The 19,812-nt window shown below is 34.5% G+C and carries 17 protein-coding genes; 6 read left to right on the top strand and 11 right to left on the bottom strand.

Annotated features, from left to right (window positions below; all coding sequences use genetic code 11):
* Window positions 1–14 precede the first annotated feature (14 nt).
* Window positions 15–1,433 (bottom strand): sensor histidine kinase, encoded by a 1,419-nt coding sequence (locus ABWU47_RS02225; protein WP_006279716.1) that lies wholly within the window; start codon window positions 1,431–1,433, stop codon window positions 15–17.
* 66 nt (window positions 1,434–1,499) lie between these two features.
* On the opposite strand from ABWU47_RS02225, the gene ABWU47_RS02220 reads away from it, so the two are divergent.
* The 4 genes from ABWU47_RS02220 (at window position 1,500) to ABWU47_RS02205 (ending at window position 4,529) form a co-directional block, all read left to right on the top strand.
* On the top strand, window positions 1,500–2,675 hold the full coding sequence (locus ABWU47_RS02220; protein WP_065094478.1) for an aspartate aminotransferase family protein: 1,176 nt from the start codon (window positions 1,500–1,502) through the stop codon (window positions 2,673–2,675).
* A 14-nt stretch (window positions 2,676–2,689) separates the two neighbouring features.
* On the top strand, window positions 2,690–3,196 hold the full coding sequence (gene rimM / locus ABWU47_RS02215) for a ribosome maturation factor RimM (RefSeq protein WP_006279718.1): 507 nt from the start codon (window positions 2,690–2,692) through the stop codon (window positions 3,194–3,196).
* Between the two features lie 62 nt (window positions 3,197–3,258).
* A complete protein-coding gene (gene efp / locus ABWU47_RS02210; protein WP_006279719.1) occupies window positions 3,259–3,825 on the top strand; it encodes an elongation factor P in 567 nt (188 codons plus the stop codon).
* 8 nt (window positions 3,826–3,833) lie between these two features.
* Complete coding sequence (locus tag ABWU47_RS02205; protein WP_006279720.1) at window positions 3,834–4,529, top strand: inositol monophosphatase family protein; 696 nt, start codon at window positions 3,834–3,836, stop codon at window positions 4,527–4,529.
* A 118-nt stretch (window positions 4,530–4,647) separates the two neighbouring features.
* Here the strand turns inward: ABWU47_RS02205 and hemA are convergent, their stop codons facing one another.
* From hemA to ispH, 5 genes are all read right to left on the bottom strand, one after another.
* A complete protein-coding gene (hemA, locus tag ABWU47_RS02200) occupies window positions 4,648–5,856 on the bottom strand; it encodes a 5-aminolevulinate synthase (protein ID WP_006279721.1) in 1,209 nt (402 codons plus the stop codon).
* Window positions 5,857–5,920: 64 nt separating this feature from the next.
* Window positions 5,921–8,686, bottom strand: coding sequence for a hypothetical protein (locus tag ABWU47_RS02195; protein WP_353285740.1), 2,766 nt, complete (start codon window positions 8,684–8,686; stop codon window positions 5,921–5,923).
* A gap of 38 nt (window positions 8,687–8,724) precedes the next feature.
* Entirely contained in the window at window positions 8,725–10,620 is a 1,896-nt protein-coding gene (gene htpG, locus ABWU47_RS02190) for a molecular chaperone HtpG (protein ID WP_077188450.1), read from the bottom strand.
* A 608-nt stretch (window positions 10,621–11,228) separates the two neighbouring features.
* Complete coding sequence (locus ABWU47_RS07070; RefSeq protein ID WP_218914978.1) at window positions 11,229–11,483, bottom strand: hypothetical protein; 255 nt, start codon at window positions 11,481–11,483, stop codon at window positions 11,229–11,231.
* Window positions 11,484–12,122: 639 nt separating this feature from the next.
* Window positions 12,123–13,052, bottom strand: a complete 930-nt coding sequence (ispH, locus tag ABWU47_RS02175) for a 4-hydroxy-3-methylbut-2-enyl diphosphate reductase (RefSeq protein ID WP_077188446.1) — start codon at window positions 13,050–13,052, stop codon at window positions 12,123–12,125.
* 20 nt (window positions 13,053–13,072) lie between these two features.
* Between ispH and ABWU47_RS02170 the strand changes: the two genes are divergently transcribed.
* Complete coding sequence (locus ABWU47_RS02170) at window positions 13,073–14,917, top strand: peptidoglycan D,D-transpeptidase FtsI family protein (RefSeq protein WP_077188445.1); 1,845 nt, start codon at window positions 13,073–13,075, stop codon at window positions 14,915–14,917.
* Between the two features lie 2 nt (window positions 14,918–14,919).
* On the opposite strand, the gene ABWU47_RS02165 is transcribed toward ABWU47_RS02170, so the two are convergent.
* Both ABWU47_RS02165 and elbB read right to left on the bottom strand, forming a co-directional pair.
* Window positions 14,920–15,228 carry a hypothetical protein gene (locus tag ABWU47_RS02165; protein WP_039963709.1) on the bottom strand — a complete coding sequence of 103 codons (309 nt, stop codon included), beginning with the start codon at window positions 15,226–15,228 and terminating at the stop codon, window positions 14,920–14,922.
* A gap of 175 nt (window positions 15,229–15,403) precedes the next feature.
* Window positions 15,404–16,111, bottom strand: coding sequence for an isoprenoid biosynthesis glyoxalase ElbB (gene elbB / locus ABWU47_RS02160; RefSeq protein ID WP_022626165.1), 708 nt, complete (start codon window positions 16,109–16,111; stop codon window positions 15,404–15,406).
* A 136-nt stretch (window positions 16,112–16,247) separates the two neighbouring features.
* Between elbB and ABWU47_RS02155 the strand changes: the two genes are divergently transcribed.
* Window positions 16,248–17,285 (top strand): hypothetical protein, encoded by a 1,038-nt coding sequence (locus tag ABWU47_RS02155; RefSeq protein WP_353285739.1) that lies wholly within the window; start codon window positions 16,248–16,250, stop codon window positions 17,283–17,285.
* Window positions 17,286–17,317: 32 nt separating this feature from the next.
* Here ABWU47_RS02155 and ABWU47_RS02150 read toward each other — a convergent pair whose 3' ends face one another.
* The 3 genes from ABWU47_RS02150 to ABWU47_RS02140 form a co-directional block, all read right to left on the bottom strand.
* Window positions 17,318–17,869 (bottom strand): 5-formyltetrahydrofolate cyclo-ligase, encoded by a 552-nt coding sequence (locus ABWU47_RS02150; protein WP_077188443.1) that lies wholly within the window; start codon window positions 17,867–17,869, stop codon window positions 17,318–17,320.
* Window positions 17,853–18,473: a hypothetical protein gene (locus ABWU47_RS02145; RefSeq protein ID WP_006279429.1), complete on the bottom strand. Its 621-nt coding sequence runs from the start codon at window positions 18,471–18,473 to the stop codon at window positions 17,853–17,855. The genes ABWU47_RS02150 and ABWU47_RS02145 overlap by 17 nt, the downstream gene beginning before the upstream one ends.
* 97 nt (window positions 18,474–18,570) lie before the next feature.
* Window positions 18,571–19,716 carry a SurA N-terminal domain-containing protein gene (locus ABWU47_RS02140; RefSeq protein WP_077190587.1) on the bottom strand — a complete coding sequence of 382 codons (1,146 nt, stop codon included), beginning with the start codon at window positions 19,714–19,716 and terminating at the stop codon, window positions 18,571–18,573.
* Window positions 19,717–19,812 lie beyond the last annotated feature (96 nt).

Raw genomic sequence — 19,812 nt, 5'->3', positions numbered from 1 at the left:
TCAAATAGATCCTATTAAAAATCAATCGAATCTTCACATGTTTGTTCTTCATAAAAGAAGTTCAATGTTATCGTAGTACCAAGTTTTGCTTCACTTTTAATGTCAAAAGTTCCACCCATTAACTCTACTAATTTCTTGCTTAGCGGCAATCCGATGCCCGTACCTTCGTTTCTATACCCCGAATCTGCTTGGCCAAAAACAGACATAACTTTATATATGTCCTGCTGCATTATCCCTATTCCATTGTCATGAAACTCAATAGTTAATAAGTTTTTTTCTATATTTTCTTTTACCACCATTCTTATTAAACCACCCTTTGGGGTAAATTTGATTGAGTTTGATAATAAATTTATTATAACTTGTTTCATTCTCTTAGGATCTGCAATAACTAATAATTGCTTATTAGGTATCTCTTTTTTTAAATTAATCTCAGTTTCTCTTAATTTAGGTAATAGCATATTTATGCATGAATCCACTATTTTGTTCAGGTTAAACTTCACTTTTTCTACTGTTAAACTACTTGATTCAGCTTTAGAAAAATCGAGCACATCGTTAATTAAAGCAAGTAAATGCGTCCCTGCATTATATATATCGTCTGCATACTCCTTGTATTGAGAGTTATCCATTGAACCTAAAGTTTCATTTTTGATCAACTCTGCAAATCCAATAATAGCATTAAGAGGTGTGCGTAACTCATGTGTAACGCTTGCAAAAAACTTTAGCTTGTTTGCATTTTCTTGCTCTAATGCCTCTTTTATCTGCTGTAATTCAATGTTAGTTTTATGTTGCTTGGCCAGCATTTTGGTATTAGAAAAGTGCAAATAGAACATTATTAATATTAAAATTATTAATAATAAGCCTAAAAATAGGCCATATGCTATAACATAAGAATTATTGTAGCTTCGAAGAATCTTCAAAAAAAACGACGGTTTAGCGCTATTTTCATGGAATATAGGGAAAATAGAAGTTAATGTATTTCCTGTAGTATAAAATATTTCTTGGTTACTTAATAGTTTATCAATTTCATCGTTTGTAAGTAACTGTTCATAATCATAATCTTGAGTGTTAAAATTACTGAATATTATTCTGCCGTTTTGATCATACAGTATTAAGCTGAAATCCTTTACTTTGCTCACTGATTGTAATAATTCAGCACGTAGTTTTACTAGTTGGTTTATGTAGTCAAAATTTTTGTATTTAATGTGATGCTTTTCTATTAGTAAATAATGGTATTTTTTTATTATGCCATTTTCCAGTACGCTTTTTAAGTTTACACTTGAATCACGGTAAGAAGAAAGGAAATTACTCCTTAGTAAATAATTACAATATATCACACTGAATAAAATCATAAAAATTGATGAGAATAATGCGATAACTTTTGTGTATTTGTTTTTCCCCAGTGCAGAAAACATTAATTTACCTATCTTATACATATCCTTACTCATTGCGAAACAACGGCTTTTATGTTATTAATAATAAAATTTAGCATATAATATTTTATGACAATTTCTCCTATTTTGCCAGTTTATTCTCCTGTTAATATAAATTTTTCTCATGGCAAAGGTATCTACCTATATGATGTTGATGGTGAGCGCTACGTAGATTTTCACTCCGGAATAGCCGTTAGTAGCTTAGGTCACACTAATTCGCGATTAATTAGTGCTCTTAAATTGCAAGGAGAAAAATTATGGCATATATCAAATACCTATAATATACCTGCTGCCAATAATTTTGCAGAAAAATTAATAAACAATAGTTTCGCTGACACTGTATTTTTCTCAAATTCTGGATCAGAGGCAGTAGAATGTGGACTTAAGATTGCTAGGATCTATCAAAATGGAAAAGGCAATAAAAATCGTCACAGAATTTTAACATTTCATGGTGCATTTCATGGAAGAACCTTTTTAACTTGTGCTACAAACGATAAACAGAAATTTTCTGAATTACTAAATCCCTACATTGATTGGTGTGATAACATCGAGCCCAATATTGAGAGCGTAAAGAAAGCAATTTCAAGTGGTATAGGCGTTATATTAATAGAACCAATACAAGGGCAAGGTGGTATCAAAGTAATGAATGAAGTCTTTATGAAAGAACTAAGAAGGCTGTGTGATGAAAATGACATATTGTTATTTTTTGATTGCGTACAATGCGGTGCTGGTAGGACAGGAAAATTATTCGCATACGAACATATAGGAGTGGAACCTGATATATGTGCTCTTGCAAAGGGAATAGGAGGGGGGTTTCCGCTGGGGGCTTGTCTTGCAACTGAAAAGGCTGCTAAATATATGGCAGTTGGTATGCACGGTTCCACTTTTGGTGGCAATCCGCTTGCAACCTCAGTAGGTAATGCTGTGCTCGAAGAATTGCTCAGCCCCGGCTTTTTGAAAAATGTTGAAATTAGAGGTAAATACTTAAAAAATAAACTAGAAGACTTAGCAAGTAAATTTCCAATAATAGAGGAAGTAAGAGGGAAAGGGTTAATGCTTGGAATAAAAGTGAAAGCAGACAATCAAAAGTTTGCAGAAGAGTTAAGTCATCGCGGCTTGCTTACTGTTGGGGTAACATCAGACAACGTTGTGAGAATTTTACCTCCACTCATTATCACTGAAAAAGAGATTGATGAAGGCATCGAGATTTTGACTCAATATTTATCTGAGAAATCTTCTGATTAGATACTTGCATTAATATGAACGACAATCTGGTATGCTTAGGAATTATTACCTCTCCTCACGGAATTAAAGGAGCTGTTAAAGTAAAAACCTTTACTGAAAAGCCTGAAAATATCTCCTTATATGGTAAGCTAATAAGTGGTGATGAGAATTATAAAATAGACTCAGTATCCGTCATAGGTGATAATTTAGTAATAGCTACAATAAGCGGAGTAAATTCCCGTAATGAAGCAGAGCTTTTAAGGAATAAGAAGCTATATATAGAAAGAAGCAAGTTACCAGAGCTAAATGATGAGGATGAATTTTACCAAAGTGACCTTGTAGATATGGAAGTAAGGCTGAAAAGTAATGAATTATATGGCTATGTAAAATCTGTGTATAATTTCGGCTCAGGGGATATATTAGAAATTTTAGTTATCAGCACAAAAAAACGTATTATGCTGTCTTTCACTAAAGAGATATTTCCACATATAAATATAAAGGGGAGGTATATAGTATTAAATATACCAGAATTTATTGACTAATAAAGACTTTGATATTTATATAAAGCTATTTATAATTATAAGATCAAATTGAAAATGTAATTATGGCAGAAAGAGCTAACGATATCAGACCAGGTCAGGTGTTGGAACATAACGGCGGATTATTTTTGGTTGTAGGTATTATGCATACTCAACCTGGTAAAGGTGGTGCATACATACAAGCCGAAATGAAAAACATCAAAACCGGAGCAAAACACTATGAAAGATTTCGTTCTGATGCAACAATCAGAAGGGCAATTTTAGATGAAGAGGAATATGTTTACCTTTTCACTGAAGGAAACATTGTAAATCTTATGCATCCAAGTAATTACGAGCAAATCACTATAAATTTGGACTTATTGGGAGAAAAAAAAATTTATTTACAGGATAACATGAAAATTAAAGTTGTAGCTTATCAAGACAAAATAATTTCTGCGCATGTGCCTGATTATGTTACACTTGCTGTGAAAGAAACAGAGTCTGTTATTAAAGGACAAACTGCTACTGCTTCTTATAAGCCTGCAATTTTGGAAAACGGAATGCGCGTTAACGTGCCTCAATTTATAAAAGAAGAGGATAAAATTGTAGTATATACTCCAGGTGACAGCTATTATGAAAGAGTGAAAGAGTAAAAGGAAGAATGTCCCTCTCATCACCACGAATTAATGTGATGCTTGATTCTGTGCGTAATGCTTCCAAGCAGCTTATGCGCGATTTTAATGAATTGCAAATTTCTAATGTTAAATCAGCAGACTTTATTAATAAAACTTATTCAAAATCCAAGCAAACCATATACGATTGCTTGCACGACTACAAACGAGACTATGGTTTTATTTTTGAAGATGATACTGATCAAGAAGTAAAAGATAACACTTATACCTGGTTTATTATGCCTATAGAGGGCAGGGAGAACTTTTCTAGTTGCATGGTTTATTTTGCAGTATCAGTCTGTCTCATTCATAAAAATAAAGTTGTGGCAGCTGTAATTGATGCTCCGGCTCTTAGAGAAACTTTTTGGGCAGAAGAAAAGAAAGGTGCTTTTCTTGAGGATTTTAGATCTCGTCATGTAAAAATGCGAGTGAAAAGCCGTGAAGGGGGTCTAATAGATGTAAGTGGTAATTTGTTAAATAAATTGCTGCCTGGCAATAGTAATGTACGCTCCATAGGTTCAACAATTTTAGGCTTTGCATACCTTGCGGCAGGAAGGCACAGTGGAATAATTTACTCTGGAGTTAACAAATATAAAGCCTTGCTCGGTAGACTTTTTCTGCAAGAAAGCGGTGGAAGGCTAACGGAAGACAACGGGCTAATCATTGCTGGAGATATAAAACTATAGCTAAAGTAATTTATGTTCACCTACAATTTGATAAGCGTAAAACTCGTCATTCCGCTACTTGTTAGCGGAATCCATGCTGAGATATCGCGAATAAATCGCGGTATGACGTAGGGCTGTACTAGCTATAGCATAAGCAGGCTACAGAGATAGACAACTTTTCGAAAACTTTTACAAGAGATTCTGTTAAATGCTCTATCATTTCATCGGTATGATAAGGTGTAGGGGTAATACGGAAACGCTCAGTTCCTCTTGGAACTGTCGGGTAATTTATATGTTGAACATATATTCCATACTCATCAAATAATAATTTTGATGCTTTTTTGGATAACTCTGAGTTGCCAATTATTATTGGAATTATATGAGTTTCTGTTGGAATGAAGTTAATTCCTGCATTTCTCAGTGAGTTTTTTACTTTTTCAACGACTTGCTTTTGCTTTTCCCTTTCAATGTTGCTCGATTTTAGGTGCTCAACGCTTGCCTTTGCTGCCGCTGCTAAAACAGGCGACATAGCAGTGGTAAAAATAAATCCTGGAGCGGAACTTCTTATTACATCTACCAAGCTCTTTGAAGACGCTATATACCCACCCATCACTCCAAAAGCCTTTGATAGTGTACCTTGAATAACGGTTATTCTATCCATCAGACCTTCTCTTTCTGCAATTCCGCCACCATGTGAACCATACATGCCAACTGCGTGCACCTCATCCAAATAGGTAATTGCATTATGTTGATCTGCCAGGTCGCATATTTCTTTAAGCGGAGCTACATCACCATCCATTGAATATACGGATTCAAGTGCTATTATTTTTGGTGTCTTTTTGTCTATAGACTTGAGTAACTGCTCTAGATGATTAACATCATTGTGTTTAAATATATGTTTTGGCCTTTTTCCTGATTTTATGCCTTCTATCATCGAAGAATGGTTCTTCTCGTCTGAAAAAATTACTACGCCCGGAATAACAGATGATAAAGTGCTAAGTGTTGTCTGGTTAGCGAGGTAGCCACAAGCAAAAGTTAAAGCAGCCTCTTTTTTATGCAAACAAGCTAAGGATTTTTCAAGTTCAACAACCTCTTTTGTTGTACCAGATATATTTCTTGTTCCTCCAGCACCAACAGATGAATTTTGGATAGCGGCAATTACACTCTCATTTTGTGACATTCCCAAATAGTTATTACTGCACCAGACTATTACTTCCCTATTTCTTTCATAGTCCATAATGTGGGGGAGCCTACCTGGTAATGACGCAAAGTGCGTAAATTCACGGTAGCGCCCCTCATCTTTTATATCTTTTATTTTATTCAAGAATATTTCTTCGTAGTTTACCAAGTCCTTATTTACCGATAATTAACATAATTATAATAAATTATTAAATGGTAAACTACTATATTTATTATACATGTACGGCAGTAGGTACTTTCCCCGTGTTGAAAGATTTTTCAACCTCGTTGTTTTCAACTTGGCTTTTAGGTGTACAGCAGTATATAACTGCAGCAGCAACCAGACAACAAGCTCCAACTGCTATTCCTGCAGCTAGCATTTCCAAATAAACTGCAATAGCTACTCCTGAAACAACTCCAGCTACTGCTAACGTCCATGTAGCTATGGTAGGCCACTTACTCTTTTGCGTATTTTGTGTTGCAGTAATAGAGGTTGATTGATTGTTTATAGCACTAGTTTTTTCTACTGCTGCAGGCTTTTCCTTACTGTTAATAACACCTCCAATTGCAGACACATTGTCAGCATTCGAAGAAACTTCACTTACCCCCAACTTCTTTTCACAACCCGTAATTTCTGGAGTTGTGGTAAGTGTACTATTGCTTCCGGTATTATTAGAACTTGTAGATTGGTCTCCTGAATTTGGCAAATCGTTGTTCAGTGAAATATTAACATTACCTTGTTTTGTATTATGGTTTTTAATTTCTTTTTTAATTTCTTCTACTTTACCCTTAAAGGGACCTTCTTTATTTTTTACATATTGTAGTACAAGAGTAGGAGAGTTACTTTTTAGAATATTTTCGAGTTCTTCTCTTGAGTTAGTACTGGTTTTGCTTATAAGTCCATCAATCTTTTTCTTAACAGGACTGGCAAGTTGCTTAACACCTTTTTTTCCGCTGCCTTTTTTGATTTCACCCTCCTCAAAATTATTAATTAAAGGCTCCTGCGTTGAAACCCCTGTGTTATTTAAGATAGCATTTTCTTCCTCCCCTGCAAGAACATTTTTTTCTGTCTGTTGACTGCCAGCACTTTTGGATTTTGGGTTTCTTTGACTGCTTGGTTGATTGTTATTCTCTTCATTTACTACAGCCGTATCGCCTTTTATAACAGGTGATACTGCATTATCACTGCTGCTTCTTTTATTAACTTGTGTATTCGCTTGTGTCTGTATATTTGCTTTACTGGAAGTATTGATTAATTTACTACTTTCTAACAAATTTCTAATTAGATATAGATGACTCAAAGTATCTCTATTTTTTTGATACTCATTACGAGTCATACTTGGAGAAAGTTCCATACTTATTTTTTCAAGCTGTTCTGCAATTACTGGTAAAGCTTTCTCAAATTCTTCCTTGCATATTGCCTGAAGAGCTGCGAATTTTAGGTCAACATGCTGACATAAGGGTACAACAACTCCATAACTAGCTTCTTTTATTGCATTTCTCAGTATATTTTGTATGGTTTGCCTGACTACTTGCTGTTTATTATTGAGTATGCTTTGATAAATTTGAACATGAGCTAGAACACTGACTATAATGTCTTGACTTTCAGTATTAGACAATGCAATCAGAATTGATTCATATATTTCATCAAACTCGTTGTTTTTAGATTTATGATCAAGATAATTAATAACATCATTGCTGCATTTAGCACATTTTTCACACAAGTGCTCGATAAATGCAATATTACCAGCATCCAATGCAGTTTTCAGAATTAAATCATAAATTTCTTTTCTGCCACGAGCTCCTATGTTTTTCAGGATTTGTTGCCCTAGTATTGTAATAACTTTATCATCTGCAAATGCTTGTTCATATACATCGTAAATGGCACGATCTGCACTATTAGTGTATCGTTTGCACAGGTATTCAATGACAGATGTGTGTTCCTGGCTTATCGCAGTTTCTAACAAGGTAGCAAAGCTCTTTTTTAATAACTCTTCTGTTGAGGCTTTTTTAGTTAGCTCATTAATATATCTTTCAAATGCATCTAGCACTATCGTGATGAATTCTTCATTTTTGATCAGAGACGCTGTTTCAAGCACACCATACAAAGGATCAGGTTTACTTGTTTTTAACACCTGTCCAAAATCTCTTAAAACGTATTCGACAAAAACTGCATTTAATAATTCTTGCTCTTTTCTTAATGCTATAACTGAGAAAAAGCCAATCTTATTGGATTGGCCAAGTTGTATGGATTGATCTTTTAATTTATCATAAATCCCATCAGTATCATGGAATCTTCCTATAAAAGCTTTAACGTATTCTTGACCACCAACAAGTACAGGTAAAAGACTTAAATTTCCTTCAGCAAAAAGAAAATCCTGATATTGCTCTACTAGCTTGTCATTAGCTGCAATTGCCAATAGTACCAATTCTTTTACTGAATAATCATACTTGAAACCCTCTTGATCAAATTTATATTGTGATAGTACATTTGAATATATATGTTGATGGTTGCTTCCGTTTTGTAACTCCAAATTAAGTTGATTTGAACAGAAATCTTTGAGATTTTCATTATCCAGCGTAATAGACCTGCCTTCATAATCTTCAATATTTTGTACAACCTTGTCTAATTCTTCACAATTATCTTCTTGTATAGCTTGATTTAAGATATTTATAATCTCAGCAAAAGTTAAGTTTTTAGGAATGATACCATATGAATCTTCATCTTTTAACTCTACAGTAAACGACCTATCACAACCATCAGGAAAGTTTGCAAGTGTTGCATTCTCTAAACTTAGATCTTCAGGGGGTGTGCTACATGGAGTAGCTGGTATCTCTTGACTTTCGCTATCTAAAACTTCAAACTCTTCTTCAATACCTGAATCTTCAGAATCTGGTTTTTCAAAACCATGCCAACTTTTGATTAATCTTTCAGAATTTGATTGGCCCTGTGAAGTTGTATCTTGTGATACAAAGTCTCTAAAATTGGAACCAAACATGTTTTACCTCCTAACTAGCAGCTAAGCTAAGTATAGCATTAAACAGAAATCTTGCCAAGCAAATTATTCAGTCTCTTAGCAAAGCTGCTCGCGTCATCCATCTCTTCGCCTTCCACGATGCAAGCTTGGTAAAACAATAAGTGAACCATGTCCTCCAATGTTGGGTTTTCACCACTTTCAGCATAAGATTTCATTATACTCTTTATTACAGGATGCTTAGTGTTAATTTCAAGCACCTTTGGCGTGCGGTAATTTAGCTGCTTTTGTTCACGCAAAAAACGCTCCATGCGAAGATCCATAGCACCTTCATCAACCGCTAGGCATACGGGACTATCAGTCAATTTTTTGGAAATTTTTACGCTTTTTACTGAATCTCCAAGCACTGTGGTAAAATATTGCAATATAGTTTCCTCAGTTTTTTCTTCATTCGATTTGTTTTCTTCATTTTTCTTATCTTCTTCTGAAGAGAATTTTTCCAAATCAACATCAGCGCGAGTCACAGACTTAAACTTTTGATCTTTATATTCATGAATTACACTAGTCCAGAAATCATCCACTGGATCAACGAACAGAAGAACCTCCAGCCCTTTACTGACGAACCCCTCAAGTTGCGGACTGTTTTTCACTGAATCGAGGCTATTTCCGGTGAGATAATAGATATGTTCCTGCTCAGGCTTCATTCTGCTTATATAGTCATCAATGCTGACTAATTTCTCATCACCAGTACTATGAAATCTGCAAATTGAGAGTAGTGCTTCCCTCTCATCAGTTGGCATAGCTTCACAAAGACCTTCCTTTAAAACTGCACCAAAATTGGTCCAGAATTTTGTATATTCCTCTAAATTCTCTTTTGCTTTTCTACCGAGCTCTGATATCACGCGCTTAGTGAGGGATTTTCTGATCTGCTCAACAACACGATTATTCTGCAACGTTTCTCTGCTGATATTAAGAGGCAAGTCCGGTGAATCAACAATACCTTTCAAGAAACGTAAATACTGCGGTATGATCTGTATGTTATCTTCAGTGATAAATACTTTATTTACATATAACTTCACAGAGCAACGTCTATCTGGATGGAATAAATCAAAAGGTTTAATAGAGGGAACATAAAGCAAATTTGTATATTCTATTGCACCTTCATTTTTATTATGCAATATCATCCAAGGCTCCCCGCCAACGTGGGCAACACTGCGGAAAAAATCGTTGTGCTCCTCTTGAGTAACGTCATTTTTTGGCTTAGTCCAAATTGCAGCCTTACTGTTTAACTTTTCACTTTTTCCTTCTTCATCTATGAATTCAACAGGAAAATTTATATGATCAGAGTAAGTAGTGACAATGTTTTCAACACGAAATTTATCTAAAAACTCACTCTCTTCAGGATGCATAATGAGCGTAATTTTGGTTCCGCGAGGGACTTGATTATCTGATTTACTTATTGAATATTCTCCATCTCCCTTGGATTTCCAGACCCAAGACTCCTCCTCTCCAGCTTTTCTTGATTCTACTATTACTTCTGATGCAACCATAAAGCTTGAGTAAAAACCAACACCAAACTTCCCAATCAGCTCCACAGTTTGGCTTGAATCCTTGCTATTCTTAATCGCATCCAAAAACTTTTGCGTACCAGAGCTTGCAATTGTACCAAGATTGTCTATTAAATCCTGTCTATTCATTCCAATGCCATTATCAGTGATATATAGCTCGTTCTTATCTTTATTGGAGCTGATAGTGATTTTTAATTCGTTACTCAAATCTAGCAAATTAGGGTTTAGTTGAGATTCATAGCGCAACTTATCACATGCATCTGATGCATTTGATATTAATTCACGCAGAAAAATGTCTTTATTGGTGTAAAGTGAATGAATCACTATATTCAGTACTTTCCCTACCTCAGCGTCAAATTTTAAATTTTCAGTTTCTTGTACATTATGCATTTTGAGCTCCATTATTTGCCTACTACCCTAATAATTTAAGTATTGAATCACGATCTTTCAAGGTCACGTACACCAAAATTAATGTGGGTGTAGTTATTATGACACCCAATTTATGGGATCTCTTGCATAACAAACTTTTGGCAGCGCATTGGATGAAACGAAAAACTTACTTGACACCCTTCGCCAGCCCCCTTATCATGAAACTGAAGCTATTTATTTATCTTCGCAATCTCTGCAGTGGATTAATGACAAAAAAACTTAATGTATTTGGCGTAAATCATGCTTAATTTTTTGCACTATGTGCACCTCATGTCTTTATCAAATTTCTAGCTACACAAGCTGAAATACGCTATTTAAAACATCAAAAAACGCCAACTTAAAAAATGGATAGTGAATAATTAGCTACCCTAGGGTTTCTTTGCCTTTTTTTCTGTTTAGTAAATTTCTTAACGTTTATAATTTAGATTAGTTGCGGCTTAAAAGCGGCTGAGTCACGGTTATTAAGCGTTTAGAATAAAAAAACGCCATACTTGAAAGTATAATGTAAGTAACTAGCCAACCATCGGGCTTTTTTTGCCTTTTTTTTCGCTTGGTAAATTTTTTAATACTTAGATTAGTTGCAATTTAAGAGACCAGAAATGGTCAGTGCTTGGCACTGGAATAACGTCCTCCTTTGTTATCCCAGTGCCCAGACACTGGGATCCAGGAAACTTAATTGCAAGTAATGCATTAGATTTGGTGAGTATGGGTTTTATGTTATAGAATGAAACACTTTTGGTGAATTTGTAAAGAAAACTGGATCCCAGTGTTTGGGCACTGGGATGACACCATTCTTTTTCCTGGATTCCAGACTGGAATGACACCATTTGTTGTGTTTAACAAAGTTCGTACTTAGCTTCATATTAGCCGTAAATATTTAAGAAATTTACCAAACGAAAAAAAAGGCAAAAGAAGCCCTGGGGTTATTATCCGCTTTAAAATATTGGCGTTTTTTATGTTTTAAACGCTTGACAAGCGAAATTCAGCTGCTTTTAATTGCAACTAACTTACGCTGCAAATGTTTAAGAAATTTACTAAGCAGAAAAAAAGACAAAGAATCCCCGAGTTAGCTAGTCTTTTACTATCTCTGTCGAGTATTGGCATTTTTTGATGTCTTGTAACGCTTTATAAGCGCGTTCAGCTTATTTAGATAAAAATCTAGATGTAGATGAAGTTTTGTAAAGACATACAGTATCTATATACTGCAAAAAATTGAACATAAGACGCCGATACATTAAGTAATCCTTACCTTTTAATCTGCAGATTGGCGAAAGCAAATACAATAGCTTCACTATCATGATAAGTGGGCTGGCGAAGTTTGTCAAGTAAGTTTTTTCGTTTCTATTTCCAATAAAAGTTCGTTATATGGTTATGCAAGAAGTCTAATGAATCGCGGCATGACGTCTTAGCTATAGATGCTGGTCTGTGTGATTTCAAGAGAAGCTTAGTAGATAAGTTGTGTTTTAAACCAGATTCGGTATTTTAAACTGAACATTTTCAATAATACCACCTGGCATAACTGAAATTTTTACACTCAGGTTTACTTTTAGGTAGTCCATTAATTCATCAACCAATATGTCAGGAGCGGAAGCACCTGCAGTGATTCCTATCTTTTCTACGCCCTGGAACCAGCTTTTATTTACACATCTGTAATTATCAATCAAGTAGGCTCTTTTTCCTCTAGCAGTGCACAGATCTAATAAGCGGTTTGAATTTGAGCTATTTTTACTTCCTACAACTAATACCATGTCTACAATTTCAGCTAGCTTTTTAACAGCATTTTGTCTGTTTTGCGTTGCATAGCATATGTCCTTTAAACCTGGACCTGTTATGCCTGGAAACCTTAATTTCAAGGCAGCAATAATGTCACGGGTATCGTCGATGCTTAACGTAGTTTGTGTAACATAAGACAAATTATCTGGATCTTTAACCTTTAAATCATATACATCCTGCAAAGTTTGCACTAAAGTGATAGGATTGTTTACTCTTCCCCTAATTCCCTTAACTTCTGGATGGTTTTCATGCCCAATGAGAATTAATTCTTTACCACTGTTTTCATACCTTTTTGCTTCTTTATGCACTTTGTTGACTAAAGGACATGTTGCATCAATCACTTGAATACCCTTTCTTTTTGCCTCATCTTCTATATTTTTTGATACTCCGTGCGCGCTGAAGATCAGTATTCCTTCATTATCTTCAATTTCCTCGATACTGCTTACAAAAACCACTCCTTGTTTCTTAAAGTCCTCTACTATATATTTATTGTGAACAATTTCGTGTAGCACATAAACTTGGCGCTCGTTTTTGTATTTTTCTAAAGTAATAGCTAATATGTCCACAGCTCTTTTTACCCCGGCACAAAAACCTCGTGGTTCAGCTAAGATGATTTCCATTTTTGTCAAATCAAGTAAATATGCAAGCATTACTTAAAAATAAGCTCCGCTCACTGTGTTTTATAGTACCATTATTTATATTTTATATAATAATTATTTTTCGCATATTCTCTTTAACATTTGATCAACTTACTACTTCAGAAAATTTTAGAAAAGATAATATAGTACATAAACAACCTGATATTTTAGATAGAAATGGAGTGGTAATAGCAACAAATGTGCCCACAACATCACTATATATAGATGCAACCAAAGTAAAGAATCCGGAAAGTATAGCAGCACAACTGTGTTCTACTTTGCATGACCTCGAATACAAGAACTTATATAGAGTACTTACTTCAGAAAAGAAATTTGCTTGGATAAAGCGGCACTTGACTCCAAAAGAATTACTAGCGATCAAAAACGCTGGTGTACCAGGAGTAAATTTTTATGACGACATAAAGCGTATATATCCTCACAGTAATTTATTTTCACACGTGCTTGGTTATACTGACATAGATGGCAACGGTATTGCAGGAGTTGAGGCATATATAAGTAAAAACAAACAACATTCTGTTATCCAAGTACCTGATATACAGTTGTATGAATGTTGCAACTTGAAAGCAATTCCTGCACAACAATTCCCCACACAACAGATGGTGTCATCCCAGTGCGTGACACTGGGATCCAGATATAAAAATACTGACAAATTACGTGATGAACAACGGATTCCAGAAACATATGTCAAAAACAATGTTTGTGATGAAATTGCGCATAAAACTGGATTCCAGTGTCAGTGCACTGGAATGACACCAGACCAAGCTTCTGCACAATCTTCTGTCATCCGACAGGGATGGTCACGCTCTGCTGATCAATATGTTCAACTATCCTTAGATACACGAGTGCAAAGCATAGTGCATGAAGAGCTAACTAAAGCTGTAAGCAGATATCAGGCACTTGGCGGAGTAGGAATTGTTTTAAATGTGAGAAATAGTGAAGTCATCTCGATGGTCAGCCTACCTGATTTTAATCCCAACTTACAGAATAAGGCAGAAGACGTACAAAAGTTTAATCGCGCCAGTCTTGGGGTATATGAGATGGGGTCGGTATTAAAATACTTTACAATAGCCGCAGCGCTTGATGCGAACGCTACAAAAACTAGCGATTTATATGACGTATCAACACCAATCACCATTGGAAAGTATAAAATTCAGGATTTTCATAAATCTAAAATTCCAAAAATTACTGTGCAAGATATATTTGTAAAATCATCCAACATTGGTGCAGCAAAAATTGCAGTCAAACTAGGTATTGAAAAACAGGTAGAATACTTTAAAGCTATGAAGCTATTTTCTCCTTTGAAAATAGAAATACCAGAAAAATCCACACCGATAATCCCGGATAAATGGAGTGAAAACACTTTAATAACAGCATCTTATGGTTATGGCATAGCTGTAACTCCTATACATCTTGCACAAACTGCAGCAGCATTAATCAACAATGGGATATTTCATAACGCAACCTTGATGTTGAATAAAAGAAGTATAGGAGAGCAAATTATCTCAAGAAGAACTTCCAGGGAAATGAGAAAATTATTACGTGCAGCAGTAACAGATGGCACTGGCAGAAAAGCAAAAATAAAGGCATATTCAATAGGAGGAAAAACTGGATCGGCGGAAAAAGTTGTAGATGGTAAATATAGCAAAGATGCAAACATAGCATCATTTATAGGAGTGCTAACTATGCTTGACCCAAGGTACATAGTGCTAATTGCTATTGATGAGCCTCAAGGGATGCACCATACCGGGGGAGTAATTGCTGCGCCTATAGTAAGAAACATTATAAATAGAGTAGCACCTATACTAAATGTTACACCTGAGATGTAAAATTATGATTGCTTTACTATAATTTCAAATTTATCATTACCAAAATCCTTATTAATATACCAAGAACCATCATCTTTAGTTACAAATTCAAGACCTTTAAGGTCTTTTTTTATTGTCTTTCCATTTTGACCATCAATAGCGATATTAATATCGAATGTAATAATGTCTAGATTTATCATAGCTTCTTTCCCGCTGCACGAATTTAGACTGAACTTGCCTAACATGACATCATTAAAACTCACTTCCCCTGTATAGACATCACACTGACCGTCCACACAACACGTAGTTTCAATATAGAAAAGATCTGACATACAAAATACCTTAAAAAAAAGAACTAAACATATATGGCCACTACACCACACCGCTAACAAGTAGTAAAGCGTCGATAAACCTAAGTTACTTTAGCTACGTAGCCATAATACAGCTAGAAATGTAAAATTCAACAGTTAATTGTGTGATTAATAGAGAAGTCTTATTTAGTACACCTTATAGGAATGGCTGTTTAGTTTTTTTGTTAATCTTTTTTACCATGCTGTCAATCATATGCTTTATCCCTTGATATACAGAGTATGTACTTTCGTCGCTACGCATATAAGCAGAACAGGAAAATACATTATGTTCTTCGTCTTCTATTGATAACTCTGTATCGCATTTTATGTGCTCGCCGCCAAGCCTTTCTATCAACTGTTCTCTGTCATCTCCTATAGTTACCTTAACCTTACTTTCTTCTTTACCTATCTTGCTACTTAAAATTGAAACAATGATGGCTGGAGATATGCATATCGCTCCTATTGGCTTTTTTGTAACAAAAAATTCTGAAACTAATCTTTCAAATTCAGGCATTACTGTCACCATGTCTTTACTTTCAGCTAAGTCAGATAAATTTTTCGCAACCCCGTATCCACCAGGTACAACTAGCATGTCAAAATTTTCAGCTTTGGCTTCTTTTAAGTCATATATTTCGCCTCTTGCGATTCTTGCTGCTTCCACAAGTACATTCCTTTTTTCTTTTGTTGCCTCTTTTGTTCTATGATTCATAACTTGTGTGATATTGATATCAGGTGCAAAGCATTTAACATCCACTTCCTGCTGATCAAGCACAAGCAAACTTAAAACCGCTTCTCTTACCTCTGCACCGTCAAGGTGACCACACCCTGATAAGACCACAGCAGCTTTTAATTTTTTTTCACCCATAAAGTACCTTGATTTCATATAATCTAGATATTTTAATACAAATTCTATATTTGGAAAGGGGTATGTTATATCAATTATAATATAATTAATGATTAGTATGTATAATTAGGCATATTTATAATCAACGAAGCTGAATATGGAATCTAGCAATAGTATGTTTTTTGACACTGACTATCCAGAACTAAGAAAAGCTATTTCAGATATAATAGAAAGTATTGCACAATCCTCACAAGAGGGGAAAAAAGAGTTATTTACAACCCTATCAGAACAAGTTAAAGGGATGAACCTCAAAGATTTAGGTTTAGCGATTAATGACCAAGGCTTGCAAAAGGAAGTAAATAAAGAATTATTTATAAAACTCATTGAAGAAGCACTTAAAGGGTTAACTTCTGAAAACGTTGACTCAAAAATAATAGAAGAGGCGTTAAAATCTGTTAATCAGCAAGCAATAAGTAATGTTATAAATAATAATAAAGGTCCGCTGGACAATCTAGTCAATTATTTTAAATCAGCATCTGCAAATGAAAAAATAGGAATAGCTTCTGCTGGAATGGTATTAGGAGCAGCATTTTCTCCGCTTATTGTGCTTGCTACATTAATAGCGCTTGTAGCTATTGGAGCACGTTATGTAGGAATAGGTATAGGAAAGGCAGGGGAAAAAATAAAAGAAGGTGCGATTGAAACAGGAAAAGCAGTAAAAAGTTCATATAAGGATTTAATAGATAAATTACCTACGATTCAAGACAGAGAGAATAACTTTAGTAGATCAAGAACAAACGTGCTTGAAACTATTGCAAACATTAGTCTTAAAGATAACGAAGGCGTTGACGCTAAAAAAGGTTTTGATGATGGGAAAAAAATATTAGAAATGCTTCAAAATGAAAGGCAGCGATCTGCTATACAAGAGTTAGTAAAGAATGGAACCATTCAAAATTTTTCAGAAGATGATATGAGCAGACTTCTGGAAAAGGGCCTCAGTACTCATGTAGCAGATATGAAAGCACTTAATGATCTTATAAATAAATTTCAACCTGCAATTATGGCTATTGGTAACGGTAAAATAGAAGATGTAGAACAAAAAGTTAATGAGAAAGCTCAGGAAATGGAGCCAGATTCTCAATTAGGTGATTCAAGTACTGAACGAGTGAGTGAAGAAGAAAATAAAACCCTCTGATGGCTTGGGGAGGGAATGGGAAAGATAGGGATCTACTCCTTTCTATCCACTTTCTTGAGCAATCCACTTCCACATCTAACACACATCTCAGTGATTATAATATCCAATTTTTGATCATGTTTTTCTACAGGTAAATCTTTACAATATTGTTTCTCATAGGCTACACCTATAAATATTTTTCCAAGTGGCCGCAGTTTTTCTATCATTGTATCATACCAACCACCGCCAAAACCTAATCTATTAAAATGATCATCAAAAGCAATAACAGGAGTAATGATTGTGTCGGGAATTACATCTTCATTTGTTTCGTTCCATTCCTCAAATTTTAGTAACTTATTTTTATTAGGAATTGCTACTTTATAATCTAAATCGAGTAAACTATGCATCAAAGGCACAACATCTATTTCCTCATCCATTGGAATGTAAGCTGCTATTGTTTTGCCTTTAACGTAGCTTAAGTTCTGATTAAAGAGATTAATAAGGGAATTTGCCGCATAACTGGAATAACTTTCATCAATATCTTTTCTTATAGCTCTATATTGCTCTCTTATTTCCTTTTTGTGCTGTTTAATATCTTTGAACATGATCTATCCATTTTGCAGTAAGTTTTTCTTGTAAACTATTTTGCTTCAAGCGCTCACTTAAAAAGTCAAAGTCAACACACCCCATATCCTGGTCTTGATTACTGCAACTATAAACAAAACTCCTTTCTCCTGTTTTCGCATTTATATGTTGCTGCACACACTGAGCGCAGATTTCTTTCATCATACACTGCATAGGAGAATTAACTGATGATATCGCTATGTGGCCTGATTTCAGATATGGCTTTAAAATTGTTTTTCTAGCTTCATTCACAGCTTTCATCATTTTGTCAGAACCAATAGTGATAATTTTATCTATAACGTTCAAATTAATACCTAATCTTCCTTGTTGATAAGAGACTATTGCATCAACTATATTACCATGAAAGGATTTATCTTGATCTCTGCTTGTTTCTATCAATCCTTCTTCACATGCCCAAACTACTGCATTTGATGCACGCTCTATCAGTGCTCGTTTAAATACATCACTTAACTTCTTATAGCCAGCAAAGTACAAAACCTTGTTATTATTTTCAAGACATGCCTTCCCTATCGAAAATAACACTGCATTTCCAACTCCACCACCAATTAGCATTATATTCTTCATGTGCTATTTTAACTGCATTTGTTCAAATTTTTTGAAATTTTATAGAACAAAGTAATTTATATAGTTCTATACACAAAGACAAGGACACTCTCTGACTTCAACTATACCGATAACTGATAGCTGCATTTTTACGCATATCATCTAATAACAAGTTGCTTTGTATCATAATCTTTTGTTGGTACATTTTCTGTTTGATTGCTTCTATACCCGCTACATTACTCTTGATATCACACAACATCATCAACTTTGCAGTGCCATTTTCTCTCAATTCTACTATTTCATTCACACTTGTTTTACTAAATAAAATCTGTAAATCAGGATTTAAATCTCGCATTTTTATTTCAAATTCCTTTGCGTTTGGCAACTTAAAATTATCTGCCAATTTATCAAAATTTAAACAATTAACTTTTTGCTCCTTGAGATTATCTAATAAACTTTCTGAACCTTCAACCACAATCTGTTTTAATTTTAAAGTGCTTTCCAGCAGTGCATGATTAAGTTGTACTTTATCTATTACTTTTATAACAGAGTAACCTTCACTAAAACTGAATGGACCTGCTATGTCGCTGGTTTCTAATCCTTCTAAAACGCTCTTGAGTTTTCCTTTTAGCTGACTTAAATTAACTGTTGCTTTACGCATCTTTATTGGAGATTCTGGGTTATTACTGTTGCGTAATTTTTTTACTAAATCTTCAGCTATACCATAAACGTCCTTGTCTTTTTGATCAGGAATTATAAACTCTTGGAACGTGATAAGATAATCCGGCTTTTCTGTTTGCCTTTTTACATCATCTACTTCTTTATCGCTTATATTAATAAATGGCACAATTCTTACTTCAATAATTTTGCTCCACAGTAACTGACATTTTATTTGTTTTCTTAAAATACCAAGATCTATATTATGCTTCTCTATGTATTGATCAACTTCATTAGCCTTAAGTTTAAAACTTTGGGTTAAAAATAACATAATAGCATTATCTAACTCCTCGTTGCTCAATTTTATATTCAGCCTCTGTGCTTCATTGATAATGATAATTTCGTCTATTAGCTCCCTAAGCACTTGAGGCTTTGCTTCTTTTTGATTAACACTTTGAGTGCCAAACAATGAATTTATAAAGTTGATGCGTTTTTCGATATCTAAATTTGAAATTGGTTCACCATTTACATCTGCAACAATTTCAATCTCGGTTGCAAGCAACCTAAGTGGCAACACTATCAACAGTAAGATTAGTATTTTATACATACAAGTAAAGTTGTTTAGTTAATAACCAATTCTATAATAAATACTGAGTCAATGCTAGCCAACTTTTTAATAGTGACCTCAGTGACAATGGAAATA

This window comes from Wolbachia endosymbiont (group A) of Gastracanthus pulcherrimus (assembly GCF_964028265.1).
Classification (GTDB): domain Bacteria; phylum Pseudomonadota; class Alphaproteobacteria; order Rickettsiales; family Anaplasmataceae; genus Wolbachia; species Wolbachia pipientis.
The sequence above is the reverse complement of the archived record's forward strand: the minus strand, read 5'-3'. Positions and strand labels throughout refer to the sequence as shown.